The following is an 18,500-nucleotide window of genomic DNA, read 5'->3' as shown; positions in this document are numbered from 1 at the left end:
GTGGTGTTGTCGCTGGTCTTCGGATGGGGGGGATGGATGGCTGTGGCATTGCGGGATGGGGGAGCTGGAGCTGGTCTCGCTGCGTTGTTGAGGTCGTCGCTTGGGCAGGCTGGGAGTGCGCATAGCGCCTCAGTTCTGCTCCCTCTCCCTTTTGGGGTGAGGGGTGGGTGCTCGCTTCGACGTTTCGTTTATGCCGTCATCCCTGCGAAGGCAGGGATCCAGTGTCGTCAGTGGTCGGCTGTCGCCTCGTGCGTAACCGCGATCTGGCCGCTTACGCAGCGGGCGTTTCGATCGTCTGCCGAGGACGCGAAGCTAGTCCCGTGGGACGCTCGAGTCACTTTTCTTTGTTGGCCCAAAGAAAAGTAACCCAAAGAAATGGCCTGACAGGCCAACGCCCGCAGCATGTCGACGGGATAAGCCCGAACGCGTGGGCGCGCTTCGCAACGCACCGTCGCGGAGAGGACTTAAAGCAGGCTTCGCTACGCTTCCCGACCGCTATGGAGAACTCGCCACGTAACGGCATCGTCTTTCTCTTCTGCCTTGGCTTTCAGCACTAGAACAGGCGCAACGCGACCTGCGAGTGCGATGTGCAGCTCCGCTGCACGAGCCTTCGGCTCGGCGCTTTTGACCTTCGGGCCCCCTGTGCGGCGGTGAGGGGTGGACGAGAAGGCCCGCAGGGGGGATCGGCACGGATGCCGATCCCTTTTCGCCAGGGCAGGAGGCCCTGTCGAAAAGCCCGGCCACCCCTCACGGACTGGCCGGCTTCACCGGCCAGCGCCAAGTGGGGGTGCCCTTTCTTCGGGTTACTTTTCTTTGGGCAAGCAAAGAAAAGTGACTCGGCCTCCGGTAGGAGGGCGAAAGCCCGCCGCAGGCGAGCCAGGTCGCGACAACCAAGCGATACAGAAACTGGATCCCGGCCTGCGCCGGGATGACGATTTCATCGAAACCATAAGGCGGGCACCCAACCCTCTCCCCGAAGGGGAGAGGGAGCAGAGTCTCGCGAGATCGACACCAACCCAGAAAAAGAAAACGCCCGCCCTGCATCCACAGAACGGGCGCCATGTTTAAACCCCAACGTTACTGCTTGCGGAACGTCAAATGCCCCTGCTCCGCATCCACCACAATCGTCGCACCAGCAACAAACTTCCCTTCCAGAATCTCCCTCGCCAGCGGATTCTCCAACTGCTGCTGGATCGCCCGCTTCAACGGACGTGCACCGTACACAGGATCGAAGCCCACATTGGCCAGCACGTCCAGCGCCTTCTCGCTGATCTCCATGCGCAGCTCGCGCTCAGCCAAGCGCTTCTCCAGGTAGGTGAGCTGGATCAGGGCGATCTTGCGGATCTGTTTCTTCTCCAGCGGGCGGAACACCACCAACTCGTCGAGGCGATTGATGAACTCCGGACGGAAGTGCGCTTGCACCACGCCCAACACCGCCGCCTTCATCTGCAGGTAATCGGCTTCCGAATCGCCCGAGTGCTCCTGGATCATCTGCGAGCCAAGGTTCGAGGTCATCACGATCACGGTGTTGCGGAAGTCCACCGTGCGCCCCTGGCCGTCGGTAAGCCGGCCGTCGTCGAGCACTTGCAGCAGGATATTGAATACGTCCGGGTGCGCTTTCTCCACCTCGTCCAGCAGGATCACGCTGTACGGACGGCGACGCACCGCCTCAGTGAGGTAGCCGCCCTCCTCGTAACCCACGTAGCCCGGAGGTGCGCCGATCAGGCGGCTCACGGAATGCTTCTCCATAAACTCACTCATGTCGATGCGCACCATCGCATCCTGCGTGTCGAACATGAATTCGGCGAGCGCCTTGCATAGCTCCGTCTTACCCACGCCGGTGGGGCCGAGGAACAGGAACGAGCCGTTGGGACGATTGGGATCGGACAGGCCCGCACGCGCACGACGGATCGCATCGGACACCGCACGCACCGCTTCGTCCTGACCGACCACGCGCTTGTGCAGCGCGTCTTCCATGTGCAGCAGCTTGTCGCGCTCGCCTTCCAGCATCTTATTGACGGGAATGCCTGTCCAGCGCGACACCACCTCGGCAATTTCTTCCTCGGTGACGCGATCCTGCACGAGTTTGAAGTCCTGCTTCTCGGCGGCCTGCGCGGCGGCGAGCTGCTTCTCCAGTTCCGGCAGCTTGCCGTACTGGATCTCACTCATCTTGGCGTAGTCCTGGTGACGCTGCGCGGATTCCAGCTCCACGCGGGCGGCCTCGATCTGCTCCTTTACCTTGGTCGCGCCCTGCAGCGCAGCCTTTTCGGACTTCCAGATCTCGTTGAGGTCGGAGAACTCCCGCTCCAGTTTCTGGATGTCCGTATCGAGATCGGCAAGGCGCTTCTTCGACGCGTCGTCGGTTTCCTTCTTCAGCATTTCGCGCTGGATCTTCAGCTGGATCAGGCGGCGCTCCAGGCGGTCAAGCTCTTCGGGCTTGGAGTCGATCTCCATGCGGATGCGTGACGCCGCCTCGTCCATCAGGTCGATGGCCTTGTCCGGCAGCTGGCGATCAGGGATGTAGCGATTGGACAGCGTGGCCGCGGCAACGATGGCAGGATCGGTGATCTCCACGCCGTGGTGCACGGCGTAGCGCTCCTTCAGGCCGCGCAGAATGGCGATAGTGTCTTCCACGCTGGGCTCGCCCACGTAGACCTTCTGGAAGCGGCGCTCCAGCGCGGCGTCCTTCTCGATGTACTTGCGGTATTCGTCGAGCGTGGTGGCGCCAATGCAATGCAGTTCACCACGCGCGAGCGCAGGCTTGAGCATGTTGCCTGCATCCATCGCACCATCGGCCTTGCCCGCACCAACCATGGTGTGCAGCTCGTCGATGAACAGGATGATCTGGCCTTCGCTCTTGGATAGATCGTTGAGCACCGCCTTGAGGCGTTCCTCGAATTCACCACGGAACTTGGCGCCAGCGATCAGCGCGCCCATATCGAGTGCCAGCACGCGACGATCGCGCAGGCCTTCGGGTACCTCGCCCTTGATGATGCGCTGCGCCAGCCCTTCGACAATCGCTGTCTTGCCCACGCCCGGCTCGCCGATCAGCACGGGGTTGTTCTTGGTGCGACGCTGCAGCACCTGAATCGTGCGGCGGATTTCCTCGTCGCGACCAATCACCGGATCGAGCTTGCCGCTCTCCGCGCGCGCTGTCAGGTCGACGCAGTATTTCTCCAGCGCCTGACGCTGGTCTTCGGCGTTTTCGCTCTGCACTTTTTCGCCACCTCGAATCTTCTCGATGGCGGTCTCGACGTTTGCCTTGGTCGCGCCAGCGGCCTTGAGCGCGGCGCCTAGCTCGCCCTTGTCTTCCACCGCCGCCAACACGAACAGTTCGCTGGCAATGAACTGGTCGCCCCGCTGCTGCGCCAACTTGTCGGTAAGGTTGAGCAAACGCGTCAGCTCGTTGCCGACGTGCACATTGCCCTCCTGCCCGCTGACGCGCGGCAGGCGATCCACCATTTCGTTCACGCGCTGGCGTAGCGCTGGCACGTTGACGTGCGCCTGCGTCAGCAACGGTGCCGTTGAACCACCTTGCTGGTCGAGCAATGCGGCCATGACATGCACCGGTTCAAGCATGTTGTTGTCGCGTCCGACAGCAAGCGATTGGGCGTCGGCCAACGCCTGCTGAAAACGCGACGTGAGTTTGTCCATCCTCATGGGATTTCCCCTCGATCAATAGGATCTGGCGGCCCCGCCGCCACTGGGCAAAGAGATGCGGCTCGCCCGCGCATGATTCAAGCCACGTCAACGTCAGGTGTACGTCGTTTCTTCAGTCGTTGTTGGGCACATCCATAGCTTGCCTTCACATTCGCCTTGATAGGCTGCTGCACGTGCCATCCCTCGTGCCCTTAGCCGCCATGTCCGCCCAACCGCCCCTCCCGGCTCCGCCCCTGCCAGGCGTGGATGATCGCTGGGCATTGTTTCTCGATGTCGACGGTACGCTGCTCGACTTTGTCGACCATCCCGACCAGGTCTGCGTGCATTCGCGCCTGCGTGAACTCATCGAAGACCTCTACGGCGCGCTCGATGGCGCGCTGGCCTTGGTGAGCGGTCGCAGCCTGGACGATCTGGACGATCTGTTTGGCCATCCGCCCTGGGCCATGGCCGGCTTGCATGGCCTGGAACTGCGGGGCGCCGACGGTCGCTATCGCGGCGTGCACATTGGCGCCAGCCGTCGCTCGTTGGTGCGGGACATCGCCGGCACCGTTGCCGCTGCCCTGCCCGGCGTCATGATGGAAGACAAGGGCATGGCGGTCGCCCTGCATTGCCGCACGTCGCCGCAGTTGTTCGAACGTCTGCGTGAACAGGTGCAAGGCGTGCTGCCGTCGTTGGCCGGCTATGAAATGCAGCCGGGCAACATGGTGATCGAGCTGAAGCCCGAAGGCATGGACAAGGGTTCGGCCGTCGCCGCCCTGATGTCTGCGTGGCCGTTCCGCGAGCGCCAGCCCGTGTATGTCGGCGACGACCTGACGGATGAGCATGGTTTTGCCATGGCCAATCTCGAGGGCGGACTGAGCATTCGCGTGGGTTCCCGCGAACCGAGCCTTGCCCGCTATTCCCTGTCGGACCCCGCTGCTGCGCGGGCCTGGCTCTTCCGCGTGCTGCACGCGCTCAAGCATGGAGCACTCTCACATGCCCACTCCTCAGGAGGAAAGCACTGACACCCTGTCCAGTCTGGAACTGGGTGTCATCGGCAACGGCAGCGTTGCCGCGCTAATCGACGGGCGCGGTCGCATCGTCTGGTGTTGCCTGCCGCGCTTCGACGGCGACGCGAGCTTCTGCGCGCTGTTGTCGCCACAACGTGAAGGTGGCGACTGGACGATCGAGCTGGAAGATCTCGACCGCTCGGAGCAACACTACATGCCGAACACCGCCGTACTGGTGACACGCCTGTACGACCAACATGGTGCAGGCGTGGAGATCGTGGATTACATGCCCCGTTTTCGTTCGCGCGGGCGCTTCTACCATCCCGTGCTAGTGGCGCGCCGCGTAAGGCCTATCGGCGGTTCGCCGCGTATCCGCGTGCTGCTGCGACCGCTCTGCAAGTACGGCAGTGATGAGCCGCAGACAACATCCGGCAGCAACCACATCCGCTTCCTGCTCGATGGCGTCGTACAGCGCCTGACCAGCGATGTGGCGTCCATCATGATCGAACGCGGACTGCCATTCTTCCTGGAAAAGCCGGCGCATTTCGTCTTCGGCCCCGATGAAACCCTCACGCACAGCCCGGCGGATTTCATCCACCACACGCTGGAACGCACGCTGGCTTACTGGCGCGAATGGGTGCGCAACCTTTCGGTGCCCTACGAATGGCAGGAACCGATCATCCGCGCCGCCATCACGCTGAAGCTATGCCAGTACGAAGCGACCGGCGCCATCGTCGCCGCGCTCACCACCTCCATCCCCGAGTCGGCAGGTTCCGGGCGCAACTGGGACTACCGCTACTGCTGGCTCCGCGACGCCGCCTTCACCGTGCGTGCACTCAACCGGCTGGGTGCGACCCGCAGCATGGAGGAGTACATCCGCTACGTCTTCAACCTGGTCGCCTCCGACGGCGACAACGAAATCGGCCCCGTGTTCGGTATCACCTTCGAGCACGAACTGCCGGAAACCCAGGTCGACAGCCTGGCCGGCTATCGCGGCATGGGGCCGGTGCGCGTGGGCAACGACGCGTGGCGCCAACGCCAGAACGACGTTTACGGCTCAGTGGTACTCGCTTCGTCTCAGGTGTTCTTCGACCGCCGCCTGGAACACCCCGGCGACGAGCTCACCTTCCGCCGACTGGAGCGCATGGGCGAAATGGCACTGCGCGTGGCCGAAACGCCCGACGCAGGATTGTGGGAGTACCGCGGCCGCTCAGCCGTGCACACCTATTCCGCCGCCATGTGCTGGGCTGCGTGCGATCGCCTGGCGCACATCGCCACGGAGCTCGGCCTGGACGAGCGTGCCCGTCACTGGCACGACGAGGCAGTGGCGCTACATGCCCGGATCGAAGCGCGCACGTGGAACACCAAGCTCGGCACCTTTGTCGACGCCTACGACGGGGAGCATCTGGACGCGAGTCTGTTGCTACTGGCCGACATCGGCTTCATCGATGCGATGGACCCACGCTTTATCGCCACTGTGGACGCCATCGGCGAGGCGCTGGGGCGCGGCGACTACCTGTTCCGCTATATCGCGCCGGACGATTTCGGCGCGCCGGAGACGAGCTTCAACATCTGCACGTTCTGGTACATCGAGGCGCTCGCCGCCACGGGTCGCAAGGAGCGCGCCCGCGTCATGTTCGAACACATGCTTTCGCAACGAAACTCGCTAGGCCTGCTGTCGGAAGACATCGCACCGGCCAACGGCGAGCACTGGGGCAATTTCCCGCAAACCTATTCAATGGTGGGCCTGATCCAAGCCGCCATGCGCCTGTCGCGGCGCTGGGAGGACGCACTGTGAGGATGGCTGGAAAAGGAAACGGCGGCCAGGAACGACTGATCGTGGTTTCCAACCGTGTGGCACTGCCCGACCAGACCGCCACCGGAGGACTCGCCTCCGCCATGCGAGCAGCTCTGCAGGAACGCGGAGGATTGTGGTTTGGCTGGAGCGGCAAGATCGCCCGCCAGACCGCCGAAGAGGTGCACAAACAAAGGGATGGCCCGGTGGAGTACGCGACCATCGACCTTTCCCGCGCCGACCACGACGACTTCTACGACGGCTTCGCCAATCGCACGCTGTGGCCGCTGCTGCACTACCGACCCGATCTGGTGGACTACGACCGCAAGCATCTGGCCGGCTATCTGCGTGTCAACAATCTGTTCGCCGAACGGCTGATGCCATTGATCCGACCGAGCGACCTGGTCTGGATCAATGACTACCACCTGATCCCGCTCGCCGCGATGCTGCGCGAGCGCGGTGTACGCAACCGCATCGGCTTCTTCCTGCACACGCCGCTTCCGGCCGCCGGCCTGCTGATTGCATTACCGCACCATATGGAATTGCTGGAAACGCTGGCGAGCTACGATCTCGTCGGTCTGCACACACCGCGCGACCGGCGTGCGCTGGAGGAATACTTTCTGCACGAGGTAGGCGCCACCATGCGCCGCGATGGACGCATCCGCACGCCGGAAGGGCGGCTCTTTCGCGCCGAGGCATTCGCCATCGGCATCGACACCGCCGAAGTCGCGGAAGCCGCCAGCCACGCCGACGAGCATGAGGAAATCCACGACCTCAGGCAAAGCCTGGAAGGCCGCGCGTTGATCATCGGCGTCGATCGCCTGGACTACTCCAAGGGCCTGCCCGAGCGCTTCCACGCCTACGCGCGGCTACTGGAACGCTCGCCGCAACTGCATCGCAAAGTCACCTTTCTACAGATCGCCCCGCCCTCCCGCGGCGGCGTGCCGGAGTATCGCCAGATCCGCCGCGAGCTCGAACGCATGGCCGGCCACATCAACGGCATGTATGCCGCGCCGGATTGGGTGCCTATCCGCTACGTCAACAACTCGTTCCCGCACAGCCTGCTCAGCGGCTACTACCGCAGCGCCCGCGTGGGGCTGGTAACGCCGTTACGCGACGGCATGAACCTGGTGGCGAAGGAATATGTCGCCAGCCAAGACCCGGAAGACCCTGGCGTGCTGGTGCTCTCGCGTTTCGCCGGCGCCGCGGAGGAGCTGCGCGATGCCCTTTTGGTGAACCCCGCCGATACAGAGGAGTTGGCCGAAGCGCTGGGCGTTGCGCTGGAAATGCCGCTGCAGGAACGTCGCCGCCGCTGGCGCCGCATGATGGACGTGCTGGAGAAGCAGGACGTCACAGCATGGCGTAATGCGTTCCTGCGACGGTTAGCCGAATAGCCACTGGAAGAGAATGGCCACGACGATCAGCGCGCGGCAACAGCCTGGATTTCGACCAGCAGGTTTGGCTCAGCGAGGCCGGCAACAATGACCATGGTTGTCGCGGCGGCGTGGCCTGCGAACCGCCGCTCGCGCTCCTTGCGGTACAAGGGCACGAGATCGGGCCGCGTGATGAAGCCATCCACCTTGACCAGATCGGTCACCTGCATACCCGCGTCAGCCAACACCGCAAGCAGGTTGTCCCAGGCCAACGCTATCTGCTGTGCCGGATCATCCGGCACGACACCATCAGGCGTGACGCCCACCTGACCGGAAACATACAGCCAGCGAGCTCCCGCCGGTGCGGAAGCACCATGGCTGTAACAGGAGAACGGCGGCGCGATACCAGCGGGGTTGTGCAGTTGGATCGTCATCAAAAGCTCCTTTTTTAATTTTAGTGATCGAACTGTCGCGATTTATTCTGATGGCTCACTGGCGTGAAAATAGCGCTGATATCGCTTAGAGCGAATCAGCAGGGACGGTGTCAGCCATCTCGCCAGATCAAACTGGCGAACCGCCCGCTCTGCGCGCCATCGCGGCGATAGGAATAGAACCGGTCATCGGTGCGCGTATCAAAGCCACCACCGTAGATGGCGGGGACCCCTGCGACCTGCAGTCGACGCCGTGCCAGCCAGGCGAGATCGCACAACCAATGCCCCGGACGCGTGGGCTCGAAACCCTCGCCAGCGTCGACGTCGAGTGCCATGAAGGCGTCACGCACCTCGCCACCCACCTCGTAGCTGGCCTTGCCGATACAGGGCCCCAGCCACGCCATGACCTGCGCGGGCGGCACCTTCAACGCATTCACCGTCGCCTCCAGCACGCCGGCCTGCAGCCCCCGCCAGCCCGCATGGGCGGCGGCAACGCTCTGACCATCCGCGGTGCAGAACAACACCGGCAGGCAATCGGCGGTCAGGATGGCCAAAGGCTGATCAGCCTGATCGGTGACCGCGGCGTCGGCGCGTGGCTCCTGCGCGTCGGTCAGTCGGTCCACATCCGCGACGTCAACGCCGTGAACCTGCTGCAGCCAGCGCGGATCGCGGCCCAGACCCAAGGCCGACCGCACGGCGGTCCGGTTGGCGGCGACCGCCTCGGGGACATCGCCGCAACGGGCTCCCAGATTGAAGCGCCCCCAAGGGCCTGTCGAAACACCAGGGCCCTGGCGGGTACTGACCGCTGCCCGAACACCAGCGGGCGCTGGCCAGTCCGGGATGATCCAGGCCCCGTCTGGGCTCACGACCAATCGTCCGGATCCGCCTGGGCAGTATCGACACGCAGGGCGTCGATCAGGACCTGCAGGTCGGCTGGGCGCTCGACACTGAAGGACATCGGCTCATGCGTCACCGGGTGCTCGAAAGCCAAGCGCTCCGCATGCAGCGCCTGCCGGCGGAAGCCGCGCAAAGCGGCTACCAGCTCAGGGGTGGCCCGCTTGGGCAGCTTCAACCCGCCGCCGTACAGCGGATCGCCCACCAGCGGATGGTTGATATGGGCCATATGGACGCGGATCTGGTGGGTACGGCCGGTTTCCAGGCTGCACTGAATCAGGCTGTGGGCCCGGAAGCGCTCGCGTAGGCGGTAATGGGTCACCGCATGCTTGCCATCTTCCTCGTCACGCACGGCTTGGCGCAGGCGGTCGCCCATATGGCGGCCGATGGGGGCATCCACCGTGCCACCGGCTACCAGGGTGCCCAGCACCACGGCCTCGTACTGCCGCTCCACATCGTGCCTGGACAGCATGTCCACCAGCGCCGTATGGGCCGGCAGGGTCTTAGCCACCACCATCAAGCCCGAGGTGTCCTTGTCCAGGCGGTGGACGATGCCGCCGCGGGGCAGCAGGGCCAGCTCCGAATTGTGGTGCAACAGGGCGTTCAGCATCGTGCCGGCGCTATTTCCTGCGCCAGGATGTACCACCAGCCCGGCCGGCTTGTTCACCACCAGCAGGTGCGGATCCTCGTGGACGATGTCCAGGGCAATGGCCTCCGGCTCCAGCTCCACTTCGGTCTCAAGTTCCGCTTCCAACAGGACTTTTTCCCCGCCACGCAGCAACTGCCGGGGCGGCGCGAGCGCACCGTCCAGCGTCACCGCACCGGCCTTGATCCACGCGGTAAGGCGTGATCTGGAATAGTCCGGGAACATCTCGGCCAACGCTTGGTCGAACCTCCGACCCGCGGCCGACAGGGGTACCGTGGCGTCGTGACGGATCGTCGTCATGACCGGCTCCCCGGGCACCCGGTGGTTTCGGCTATCATCCCTTTTCGCTCAAACATCTGAACCCTTCTCATGCGCGTAACTAAGCTGCAGGCTTTCAAAGTCTTTGTCGTGCTCGCCATCGCTCTTTCGATGAACGCTTGCTCGATGTTCCACCACAAGAGGGAGACCAACGATACGCTGCCGGTAGACAAGCTGTATGCGAAGGCGCACGACTCGATGGAGCACGCCGATTATTCGGCAGCCGCCAAAGCGTACCAGCGACTGATCGCTCGTTTCCCGTCCGGTAACTACAACGAGCAGGCCCAGCTCGACTTGGCCTATTCGCAGTACAAGGACAACCAGCCGGACGACGCCTATTCCACGATCAATCGCTTCATCAAGACGTATCCGACCCAAAAGCATGTGGATTATGCCTATTACTTGCGCGGTCTGATCAATTTTGATCGCACCGGCGGCGCCATGGAGCGTCTGCTGCAGCGTGGCGACCAGGCCCAATCGCGTCGTGACCAAGGCTACAACCTGAAGTCGTTCGACGACTTCTCGGAGCTGTCGCGCCGCTTCCCGGACAGCGCTTACACCGCCGATGCGCGCCAGCGCATGATCTATCTGCGCAACGTGCTGGCGCAGTTCGAGATCAACGTGGCCGAGTACTACCTGCGCAACAAGGCCTACGTGGCCTCGGCCGACCGTGCCCAGTACGTCATCGAGCACTACCAGCAGGCACCGCAGACCGGCGACGCGCTGGCCATCCTGACCCGTAGCTACATCGGCATGGACCAGAAGAACCTCGCCGACCAGACGCGCCAGGTGCTGGCCATGAACTACCCGGATCACCCGTACCTGAAGGATCCGAAGTGGCCGCATGCACCGTCCCTGCTGCGCAAGGCGATTCCGTTCTCGGGTCACCATTGATCCAACGCCCGGGTTTCCGAGCGGCATGAAAAAAAGCCGGTGCGCAAGCACCGGCTTTTTTGTTTGTGCCCCTACAGAAGCGCCGCTGGTTACTTCCAGCCGGACGTAATCGGATACCGCCGCTCGCGTCCGAACGCACGCGTGGTCACGCGTGGCCCCGGTGCGGACTGCCGGCGCTTGAACTCGTTCAGCAACACCAGTCGCACCACACGGCGCACGGTGTCCGCATGGAAGCCCTGCGCAGCGATTTCCGCCTGCGACTGCTCGCCTTCGATAAAGCGCGTCAGGATGGCGTCGAGCTCGTCATAGGGAGGCAGCGAATCCTGGTCGGTCTGGTTGTCGCGCAGCTCCGCCGACGGCGGTCGTTCAATCACCGCGGATGGAATCGCCTCCGGCTCACCTACGCGCGCCGCATGTTCGTTGCGCCAGCGCGACAAGCGGTAGACGACGGTCTTGTAGACGTCCTTCAGCGGTGCATAGGCACCGCACATATCGCCGTAGAGCGTGGCGTAACCCACCGCCATCTCGCTCTTGTTGCCCGTGGCCAACAGCAAGCGGCCATGTTTGTTGGACAAGGCCATGAGGGTCACGCCGCGCGTGCGTGACTGCAGGTTTTCCTCCGTGGTGTCGGCCGGCTTGCCTGCAAAGGCGGGAGCCAACGCACCGAGGAAGGCATCCACCATCGGTTCGATGTTGATGATGTGATAGTCCACGCCCAACTGCTCGGCCTGCGCACGCGCGCCGTCCAGCGACAGCTGGGAGGTGTAGCGCGTGGGCATCATCACAGCAGTGACGCGATCTGCGCCAAGCGCATCGACGGCCAGCGCCAGCGTCAGCGCCGAATCGATGCCACCGGACAGCCCCAGCAGCACGCCAGAAAAACCATTCTTGTCGATGTAATCGCGGATGCCGCGCACCAAAGCCGCATACAAGGTCGCCTCATTGGACGCATCGGGCACCGTCGGCCAGTTGTCCGCGAGCAACGTGCGCGTTTCACTATCGAACTCGGCCCAGAGCATGGCGTCGACGAATCTCGGCGCACGCGCAGCGACGGTACCGTCGGCATTTACCAGCATGGAGCCGCCGTCGTACACCACTTCGTCCTGCCCACCGACCATGTTGACGTAGGCGATGGCACAGCCGGTTTCCAGGGCGCGGGCGGTCAACACTTCCTCGCGCGAGGACTGCTTGGCGTCGTCCCACGGCGAGGCGTTGATCACCACGATCAGCTCGGCGCCAGCAGCGGCCGCCTTAGCGGCGGGCTCGGGCTCCCAAATGTCTTCGCAGATCATCATGCCCACGCGCACGCCGTCGATCATCGCCACGGCACTGTCGCTACCCGGGCGGAAATAGCGCTTGTCATCGAACACGCCGTAGTTAGGCAACGCCTGCTTGTGCGTGGTCAGCTCGATGGCACCGCCACGCAGCAGGCTGGCTGCGTTGTACACCTCGCCTTCGCTGTGCGGATGCCCCACCAGCGCGGCCACACCGTTGGTGGCGCCCGCGAGCGCATTGAGCTCACACTGGCATGCGACGAGGAAACTCGGTCGCAGCAAGAGGTCTTCCGGCGGATAACCGCTCAGGGTCAATTCGGGGAACGCCACCAGCGCCGCGCCGCCATCGCGCGCCTGCGCCAGCAGGTCGCCCACCTTGGCCGCATTGGCCGCAACCGCGCCTACCGGGAAGTCGAACTGAGCAAGCGCGAAGCGTAGGGAAGACATGCCATCGGAATCCGTTGCCTGGGGCCTGAAATTGTACCCGAGCACCGTCCCGGGGCACCCGCCGGAAGCCCCAGCGGGCCTTCACTTTGTTGCTCAGGGGCGGTGCTACGATTCTCGGACGCAAACTGACAGGGGACAGCGTTGCGTCGTTCGCGATCCATTGGGGTAGCCTTTGCCGTGCGCCTGCGCGCGGGTGCTTGGCGGTGGGTCGCGCTGCTCCTGCTGGTATGCGCCTGCACTTCCGTTGCACACGCTGCCCAGCCTTGGTCCCTGTTCGGCCAGCCGCCGCTGGAACCGCCAGTCACGACCTATCGTGCCTTTTCCGGCGACCTGCCCCCGCATGACTACGGCGAGCTTCCTACGTGGCTCGCTGCGCGCCAGCAACTAGGCTCGGTAAGCATGCTCGGTGGCGACTACTGGTTGGTCGCACCACTGCAAACACCTGATGACGCGCCCAACTGGGTCGTAACCTTCGGCAACACTTACTACCAGCGCGCCAGTTTGCTGATTCTCGGCGATGACGGCTCACGCCAGCGGCTGGAGGCCGGGCGCGGTATTGATACCAATTTCATGCTGCGCGGCACCGTGCCTGTGGCGCTCCGCGCGGGGCATCGCTATGCCGTGGTGATCCGCGTCTCCACACCGTTTTTCACCGCGCTCCCGCGCATCGACCTGCAGACGCGCGATGCCCATCGTCGCCGCCTTACCAACGAATCCGCGCTGATGCTGATGGCGCTGGGTGTACTCGGCGGGCTGGGCTTATTCATTCTGTTCGTCGGCCTGTGGACGCGCGTGCTGAGTTACACGCTGTACGGCTGCCAGTCGCTGATCCTGATGGCCGGCTGGGCTTCTTTCTTCGGCCTGCCGGATGACTGGTTGGGCATCGGTGGTGGCACGCTGAATTTCACGCTGTGGTTCATCCTGGTGCCGCTGGTGCATGCGCCCTTCACCATCCGTTTCCTCGAACTCAAGCGCCACGCGCCGCTTGCTGCGCGCATCGGCTATGGCATTGCCATCGCCTGCGCGCCGGCCGTGCCGATGGCGTTGCTGATGCCGTCACTGGCGTTCCTGATCGCCACCATCGCGGTCACTTCCGTGGTGCTGTTCTCTGTCAGCGTGAGCATCTGGGCGTTGCTCAGCGGCGTCCGTCAGGCGCGCTTTTTTGTGCTTGCCTATGTGTGCGTACTTGTTCCTGGCGCCATTATCCTGCCGGTCAATTTCGGCTTGATGCCCAGTCCGCTGGACAACGCCGACCTGCTCACCCTGATAGGAAACAGCGCCGAGGCAATGCTGCTCGCCTTTGCGCTCGCCGACCACATGAAGCTGGTGCAGGCGGCGCGCGAACGATTCCGCCAGGGCATGCTCGACGCCATTGCGCGCGCGTCCACGGACACCTTGACCGGCCTCGGCAACCGTCTTGCCTTCAACATGAAGATTGAAGAAATCACCCGCCACCAGCACACCCCGGCACCCATCGTGGAAGGCGCGTGGCAGGTCGCCATGATCGACCTGGACGGCCTCAAGCAGATCAACGACAACGAAGGCCACGAGCGCGGCGATGCGTTGCTGCAGGCGGCAGGCCGCGGGCTGAGCCGATTGCCCTGCCAGGGCCATGCGTATCGCCTTGGCGGCGACGAATTCGCGGTCATCGCCTTCGGCGACGAACTGAGCCTGCACCGACTCACGCGGGCACTGGGCAAACTCGACCAGCAACTACAGGCCTACGGTTTCCAGGGCGCCGGCCTGAGTTTCGGTGTATGCGGCGCGCCCACCGGGCAGACGCTGGACAGCGGCGATTTCGCCGAACTCGTGCGCGAGGCGGATCGCATCATGTACGAGCACAAATCAGGTCGTCGCACGCCACCCGCCAGCGATCGCGAAACGCAGGTGGAAACGGAGACCTGACAACGCAAGGTCGCCAGGGCCCCTGCGGCGCTTACCAGCCGTGCTCGCCCTGAATCGATGTCGGCCAGCCACTGATCGCGCGACTCGCCTGCATGCCACCCATGACAGCCGCCTCCACGCAGCCCGCGTCCAACCCGGTCTTCAGCCAATCGCCCGCGAGGAACAAATTGGTAAAGCCGCTTTCATCCGCATGCAGGCGAAACGCCGTGGTCCCGACCAGTGACTGCACGTAGCGTTCGGATGGATCGACATTCGCGCGCCAGTACTGGCTATCAAAGCGCAGAACGCCCTCGCCACCCTCAGCATCGACCAGCCACGTCCAATCAAAACCCTGCACGCTGACGTTCGTCCACAGCACACGGATATCCTGATTGAGCTGTTGGATCGCCGATGCTTTCACCACGTCGGCGCACCGCGCAGGAAAGCCATGGTCGCTGCTCGGTGGATAGTCACTCACCGCAAAGGCGTTGCAGAAGTACGAGACGTTGAGCGGCTCCTCACCCTCGGGCCAGGTTTCCCGGCACAGCAGTTGATCCATCGATGCCCATGTGTCGAACGGCTCAGTGAATCCCGACAGCACAGGCTCTTCGCCATCCGCCACGGCGCAGCTCCAGCCCATGTCCTGCAGACTACGGCGGGTCCATACCTGATACGCCTGCGTTGCTACCGCCGCTACGTGGTCACTACATTGATGCAACGCAGAACTGCGCTCGAGCAGCGCAGGCGCCACCACGGGCAGGCTGGCTACCGAGAGACCAAACACGATGTCATCGAAGTCCACGCCCCGTAGCAACGTCTTCACCGGCAGCGGCCGATGGAACAGTGCCTCATAGCGCTGCGGCCAATCCGACCAATGACACTCCAGGTTGACGCGGTAGCGCTTGAGCGCATCGGCCTGCTCCGCATCGAACTGCTCGTAACGCGGCTCGGACGGCCAGCACGGCAATCCCTTTACGTCCCTGAGTGGCTCATAGACGGTGACATCGCCACGCAGGGCGACCTGCTCCTGCAACACCATTTCCTGCACGGCGGTACCACTTGCGTCCGGCTGCAGCGCGAGCAACTTGTGGAAGTAGTGGAAACGCACACCGCGCCGTTCCAGCAATTCGTGCAGGGGCGCGAAAACAACGTCGCCCATGCCCGCCTGCATCTTGTACATGATGGCGCCACGGTAACCGAGGCCCACCTTCAGCATGCCGCGCAGCATGGTGCCCGCCTCGATCTCCGGCCGCGCCGGGTCACCGTCCCGATAGGCAAAGATCAGGTCGTAGAAACCGCGCACGGGCGCGCTGTCCACACTGGCCGGTTGCGCGCCATGCGAGAGCAGCCATGCGCAAAAGTCGACGTTGTTGATGACCTCGAAACCTTTGCCTACGACATCGTCGGCGACCATACCGATGGCGGCGGCGAGTGCCAGATCCATGCACAGGTAAAGGCGTCGCACGTCATCAGGCCACAATCCAGCCGCTTGCAACCACGCACCTATCTCATGCAACGCGACCTGCAACCGTTGCAGCAGCGACAGCACCGTCTGCGCCGGACTGTCGAGGCCGACCAGCGCCCCAGTGTGTGCGACGTCACGAGCCCGCGCGAGGATCGTAGGGGCATCAGACAACGCATTCGACGAGACACCAATCGCGATGGCTTGTGGCTCGACGTTATCCACGACCAGCGGCCTCGCTGCCGTCGCGTTCCACGCACCAGCCCAGTCGCTCAGTTGATCCAGCAAACTCCCCAGCGCCGAGGAGACATTTGCCTCGATACGCGGCGTACCCGGCTCGCCCGGCATCAGCGGCGTGAGGATGGACCAGACACGCCACGCATCGTCGATGGCTTCGGTCAGGCACACCAGTCGGTGCTTCTTGAACGCCTCGTCCCATGTACGCAGCGGACTACCCAGCGGGCGATCGAGCTTCGCGTAGACCTCACGCATCAACTGAAAAGCGTTGTCGTAAAAGCCGAACCATATGTGCAGCCCGTGCTCCTCGATGCGCTCGGCGATGTCCGCATTGCGGCCGCTGGCCCCCTTGCCGCCGAGTCGCCAGCCTATCTGATAGACGTCGATCTGATAGTCGTCCTGCCAACCATCACGGTTGGTCAGCCAGAACGCAGCGGTCATGGCGCCGACGCCACCACCGAGGATGGCGATGCGACGTGGTTGAGTGGACATCAGCGGGCCTCCGTGGCCTGAGTGTTGTTCACCAGCTCCACGCCGGGCTCGACGTGGAAATCGAAGTCGATCCGATAACCGAACCACGCCTTCTGCGCGCCCAGCGACCAGCCCAGCGTCTGCGCAAGCGGAAAGCTCGCGAAGTCATGCAGATTGAGGCTGTAATCGTGACCCAGCAGCCACAGCCCATGGATGGAGTCCACCTGCGCATTAGCCGACACGATGGCTTGGTAGACCGCGCGCTCGCCCGCTGCATCGGGGAATTGCTTCAGGAAGATCTGCGACATCGCCGGGAACTGCATGAACCATTGGTCGAACGATTCACGCCAGGAGGATTCGCCGCACCAGAAATCCGGCGCTTGATGGAGGCCTTCCAGCAGATCGCATCGCCAGCTCTGCACATCGCCCACGGGGCGCCCGCCACCAAGTAGCGCCTCACCCGTTACTTCCAGCAGCGGATGCACGCTCATCTCACTCTCGGGCGCGTAGGGCTGAAAACCCTTGGCGGCCAGCGTGAACGCAAGCGGCGACTCATTCGGCCCGGGCATGGTGTAGCTGCACAGGTACTTCGGATAACCGAACACCTCGCGCCCCACGATCAAGGCCATGCAGTCATCGACCCAGATATGCAGCGGATAGGCATAAAACGAGGGCAACGCCTGCCCCGGCGGAAAGCCTGCGACCAGTACCCAGGCCACGATATCGACCTCGCGCCCCCATCCCTTGGCCCGATCATCCGGCCAAAGGCTGTAAGCGCGCGCGATATCCGTGAACGTCATCAGCACATAAGGCGACACCACGAAGAACGGCATCTGTCCGCCGCCGCCCGCGTTGAGCGTAGCGTCGACGCTGGCTTGCAGAGCATGTGCATTGCCTGGCACCCAGAACCCGTACATGCGGGCCTGCGTGAGTGCCAGCGGCGGATGCATCAAGGGTGAACCTGGCGGATACAGGAACGGCGGATACGACGGTGCTGCCATGCGAATTCCCCCCCGGAAACGTGAGCAAGACCATACGCTCGCATGATGACCGGTTCTTGTCGATCCGCCGCCCGGCTTAGCCCAGGGGTTGCCGCAACACCACCACCGCCAGCGTCAGCATGAACAGGGCAATCGCTACATCGAACACGCGCCATGCCAACGGGCTGCGGAACACCGGCAACAGCAGGCGCGCGCCATAGCCCAGCGACAGAAACCACGCCACGCTTGCGGTGGACGCGCCAGCAGCAAAGATCCAGCGTGCATCGCCTTCGTAATGGGTGGATAGACTGCCAAGCAGGACTACGGTATCCAGATACACGTGCGGGTTGAGTAAGGTGAACGCGAGGCAGGCAACGACGACGCGACCACGACTGAGCATGCCGTCACCCGCCGGCTGCAGCCCGCTCTCGCCCTGCCATGCGCGACGCAACGCCATCAGGCCATACGTCGCCAGGAACGCGGCACCGGCATAGCGCAACCACTGCATCAAGCCCGGCTGCTCTTTCACCACCAGCCCCATGCCGCCCACGCCCAGCAGGATCAGGCCAACGTCCGCAAAAATGCACACGGCCACCACCGAGCCGATGTAATGCCGCTGCAAGCCCTGCCGCAGCACGAACGCGTTCTGCGCGCCGATCGCAATGATCAGGCCCGCCCCGGCGACAAGGCCGGCCAGGTAAGGTGTGAAATCCATGGGATGACCTCGAAAAAGACGTCTACTCTG

Annotated in this window: 13 protein-coding genes; 5 read left to right on the top strand and 8 right to left on the bottom strand. The window is 63.6% G+C overall.

What is annotated here, in order from left to right; all coding sequences use genetic code 11:
* Nucleotides 1-1,077 precede the first annotated feature (1,077 nt).
* Complete coding sequence (clpB, locus tag DYST_RS19410) at nt 1,078-3,660, bottom strand: ATP-dependent chaperone ClpB (RefSeq protein ID WP_239947673.1); 2,583 nt, start codon at nt 3,658-3,660, stop codon at nt 1,078-1,080.
* Nucleotides 3,661-3,860: 200 nt separating this feature from the next.
* Here clpB and otsB point away from each other — a divergent pair, with 200 nt between their 5' ends.
* The 3 genes from otsB to otsA are packed head-to-tail and all read left to right on the top strand — an operon-like array spanning nt 3,861 to nt 7,838.
* Nucleotides 3,861-4,664 carry a trehalose-phosphatase gene (otsB, locus tag DYST_RS19405; RefSeq protein WP_239947671.1) on the top strand — a complete coding sequence of 268 codons (804 nt, stop codon included), beginning with the start codon at nt 3,861-3,863 and terminating at the stop codon, nt 4,662-4,664.
* A complete protein-coding gene (locus tag DYST_RS19400) occupies nt 4,636-6,447 on the top strand; it encodes a glycoside hydrolase family 15 protein (protein WP_239947660.1) in 1,812 nt (603 codons plus the stop codon). Before otsB ends, DYST_RS19400 begins: the two co-directional genes overlap by 29 nt.
* Nucleotides 6,448-6,449: 2 nt before the next feature.
* Nucleotides 6,450-7,838: an alpha,alpha-trehalose-phosphate synthase (UDP-forming) gene (gene otsA, locus DYST_RS19395; protein WP_239947658.1), complete on the top strand. Its 1,389-nt coding sequence runs from the start codon at nt 6,450-6,452 to the stop codon at nt 7,836-7,838.
* 26 nt (nt 7,839-7,864) lie between these two features.
* On the opposite strand, the gene DYST_RS19390 is transcribed toward otsA, so the two are convergent.
* From DYST_RS19390 to rluD, 3 genes are all read right to left on the bottom strand, one after another.
* Nucleotides 7,865-8,251, bottom strand: a complete 387-nt coding sequence (locus tag DYST_RS19390; protein ID WP_239947656.1) for a RidA family protein — start codon at nt 8,249-8,251, stop codon at nt 7,865-7,867.
* A gap of 110 nt (nt 8,252-8,361) precedes the next feature.
* Nucleotides 8,362-9,114, bottom strand: a complete 753-nt coding sequence (gene pgeF / locus DYST_RS19385; RefSeq protein ID WP_239947654.1) for a peptidoglycan editing factor PgeF — start codon at nt 9,112-9,114, stop codon at nt 8,362-8,364.
* Entirely contained in the window at nt 9,111-10,088 is a 978-nt protein-coding gene (gene rluD, locus DYST_RS19380) for a 23S rRNA pseudouridine(1911/1915/1917) synthase RluD (RefSeq protein WP_102302836.1), read from the bottom strand. The genes pgeF and rluD overlap by 4 nt, the downstream gene beginning before the upstream one ends.
* A 69-nt stretch (nt 10,089-10,157) precedes the next feature.
* Between rluD and DYST_RS19375 the strand changes: the two genes are divergently transcribed.
* Entirely contained in the window at nt 10,158-11,000 is an 843-nt protein-coding gene (locus DYST_RS19375) for an outer membrane protein assembly factor BamD (RefSeq protein WP_102302837.1), read from the top strand.
* A gap of 89 nt (nt 11,001-11,089) precedes the next feature.
* Here DYST_RS19375 and DYST_RS19370 read toward each other — a convergent pair whose 3' ends face one another.
* Nucleotides 11,090-12,721: an NAD+ synthase gene (locus DYST_RS19370; RefSeq protein WP_239947652.1), complete on the bottom strand. Its 1,632-nt coding sequence runs from the start codon at nt 12,719-12,721 to the stop codon at nt 11,090-11,092.
* Nucleotides 12,722-12,862: 141 nt separating this feature from the next.
* Here DYST_RS19370 and DYST_RS19365 point away from each other — a divergent pair, with 141 nt between their 5' ends.
* Complete coding sequence (locus tag DYST_RS19365; RefSeq protein WP_239947650.1) at nt 12,863-14,626, top strand: sensor domain-containing diguanylate cyclase; 1,764 nt, start codon at nt 12,863-12,865, stop codon at nt 14,624-14,626.
* Between the two features lie 31 nt (nt 14,627-14,657).
* Here DYST_RS19365 and DYST_RS19360 read toward each other — a convergent pair whose 3' ends face one another.
* The 3 genes from DYST_RS19360 to DYST_RS19350 all read right to left on the bottom strand — a co-directional run bounded on the left by DYST_RS19360 (nt 14,658) and on the right by DYST_RS19350 (nt 18,470).
* Nucleotides 14,658-16,796: an NAD(P)-binding protein gene (locus DYST_RS19360; RefSeq protein ID WP_239947649.1), complete on the bottom strand. Its 2,139-nt coding sequence runs from the start codon at nt 16,794-16,796 to the stop codon at nt 14,658-14,660.
* Entirely contained in the window at nt 16,796-17,776 is a 981-nt protein-coding gene (locus DYST_RS19355; protein WP_239947646.1) for an acetoacetate decarboxylase family protein, read from the bottom strand. The genes DYST_RS19360 and DYST_RS19355 overlap by 1 nt, the downstream gene beginning before the upstream one ends.
* Before the next feature lie 76 nt (nt 17,777-17,852).
* Nucleotides 17,853-18,470 carry a LysE/ArgO family amino acid transporter gene (locus tag DYST_RS19350; RefSeq protein ID WP_239947644.1) on the bottom strand — a complete coding sequence of 206 codons (618 nt, stop codon included), beginning with the start codon at nt 18,468-18,470 and terminating at the stop codon, nt 17,853-17,855.
* Between the last annotated feature and the right edge of the window lie 30 nt (nt 18,471-18,500).

It is taken from the genome of Dyella terrae (assembly GCF_022394535.1).
Taxonomy (GTDB): domain Bacteria; phylum Pseudomonadota; class Gammaproteobacteria; order Xanthomonadales; family Rhodanobacteraceae; genus Dyella.
This window is presented reverse-complemented; position numbering and strand designations above follow the sequence as displayed.

Excerpts from the sequence above, each read along its gene's own strand:
- clpB (WP_239947673.1), bottom strand. The coding sequence starts at position 3,660 with ATGAGGATGGACAAACTCACGTCGCGTTTTCAGCAGGCGTTGGCCGAC.
- otsB (WP_239947671.1), top strand. The coding sequence starts at position 3,861 with ATGTCCGCCCAACCGCCCCTCCCGGCTCCGCCCCTGCCAGGCGTGGAT.
- DYST_RS19400 (WP_239947660.1), top strand. The coding sequence starts at position 4,636 with ATGCCCACTCCTCAGGAGGAAAGCACTGACACCCTGTCCAGTCTGGAA.
- otsA (WP_239947658.1), top strand. The coding sequence starts at position 6,450 with ATGGCTGGAAAAGGAAACGGCGGCCAGGAACGACTGATCGTGGTTTCC.
- DYST_RS19390 (WP_239947656.1), bottom strand. The coding sequence starts at position 8,251 with ATGACGATCCAACTGCACAACCCCGCTGGTATCGCGCCGCCGTTCTCC.
- rluD (WP_102302836.1), bottom strand. The coding sequence starts at position 10,088 with ATGACGACGATCCGTCACGACGCCACGGTACCCCTGTCGGCCGCGGGT.
- DYST_RS19375 (WP_102302837.1), top strand. The coding sequence starts at position 10,158 with ATGCGCGTAACTAAGCTGCAGGCTTTCAAAGTCTTTGTCGTGCTCGCC.
- DYST_RS19370 (WP_239947652.1), bottom strand. The coding sequence starts at position 12,721 with ATGTCTTCCCTACGCTTCGCGCTTGCTCAGTTCGACTTCCCGGTAGGC.
- DYST_RS19360 (WP_239947649.1), bottom strand. The coding sequence starts at position 16,796 with ATGTCCACTCAACCACGTCGCATCGCCATCCTCGGTGGTGGCGTCGGC.
- DYST_RS19355 (WP_239947646.1), bottom strand. The coding sequence starts at position 17,776 with ATGGCAGCACCGTCGTATCCGCCGTTCCTGTATCCGCCAGGTTCACCC.
- DYST_RS19350 (WP_239947644.1), bottom strand. The coding sequence starts at position 18,470 with ATGGATTTCACACCTTACCTGGCCGGCCTTGTCGCCGGGGCGGGCCTG.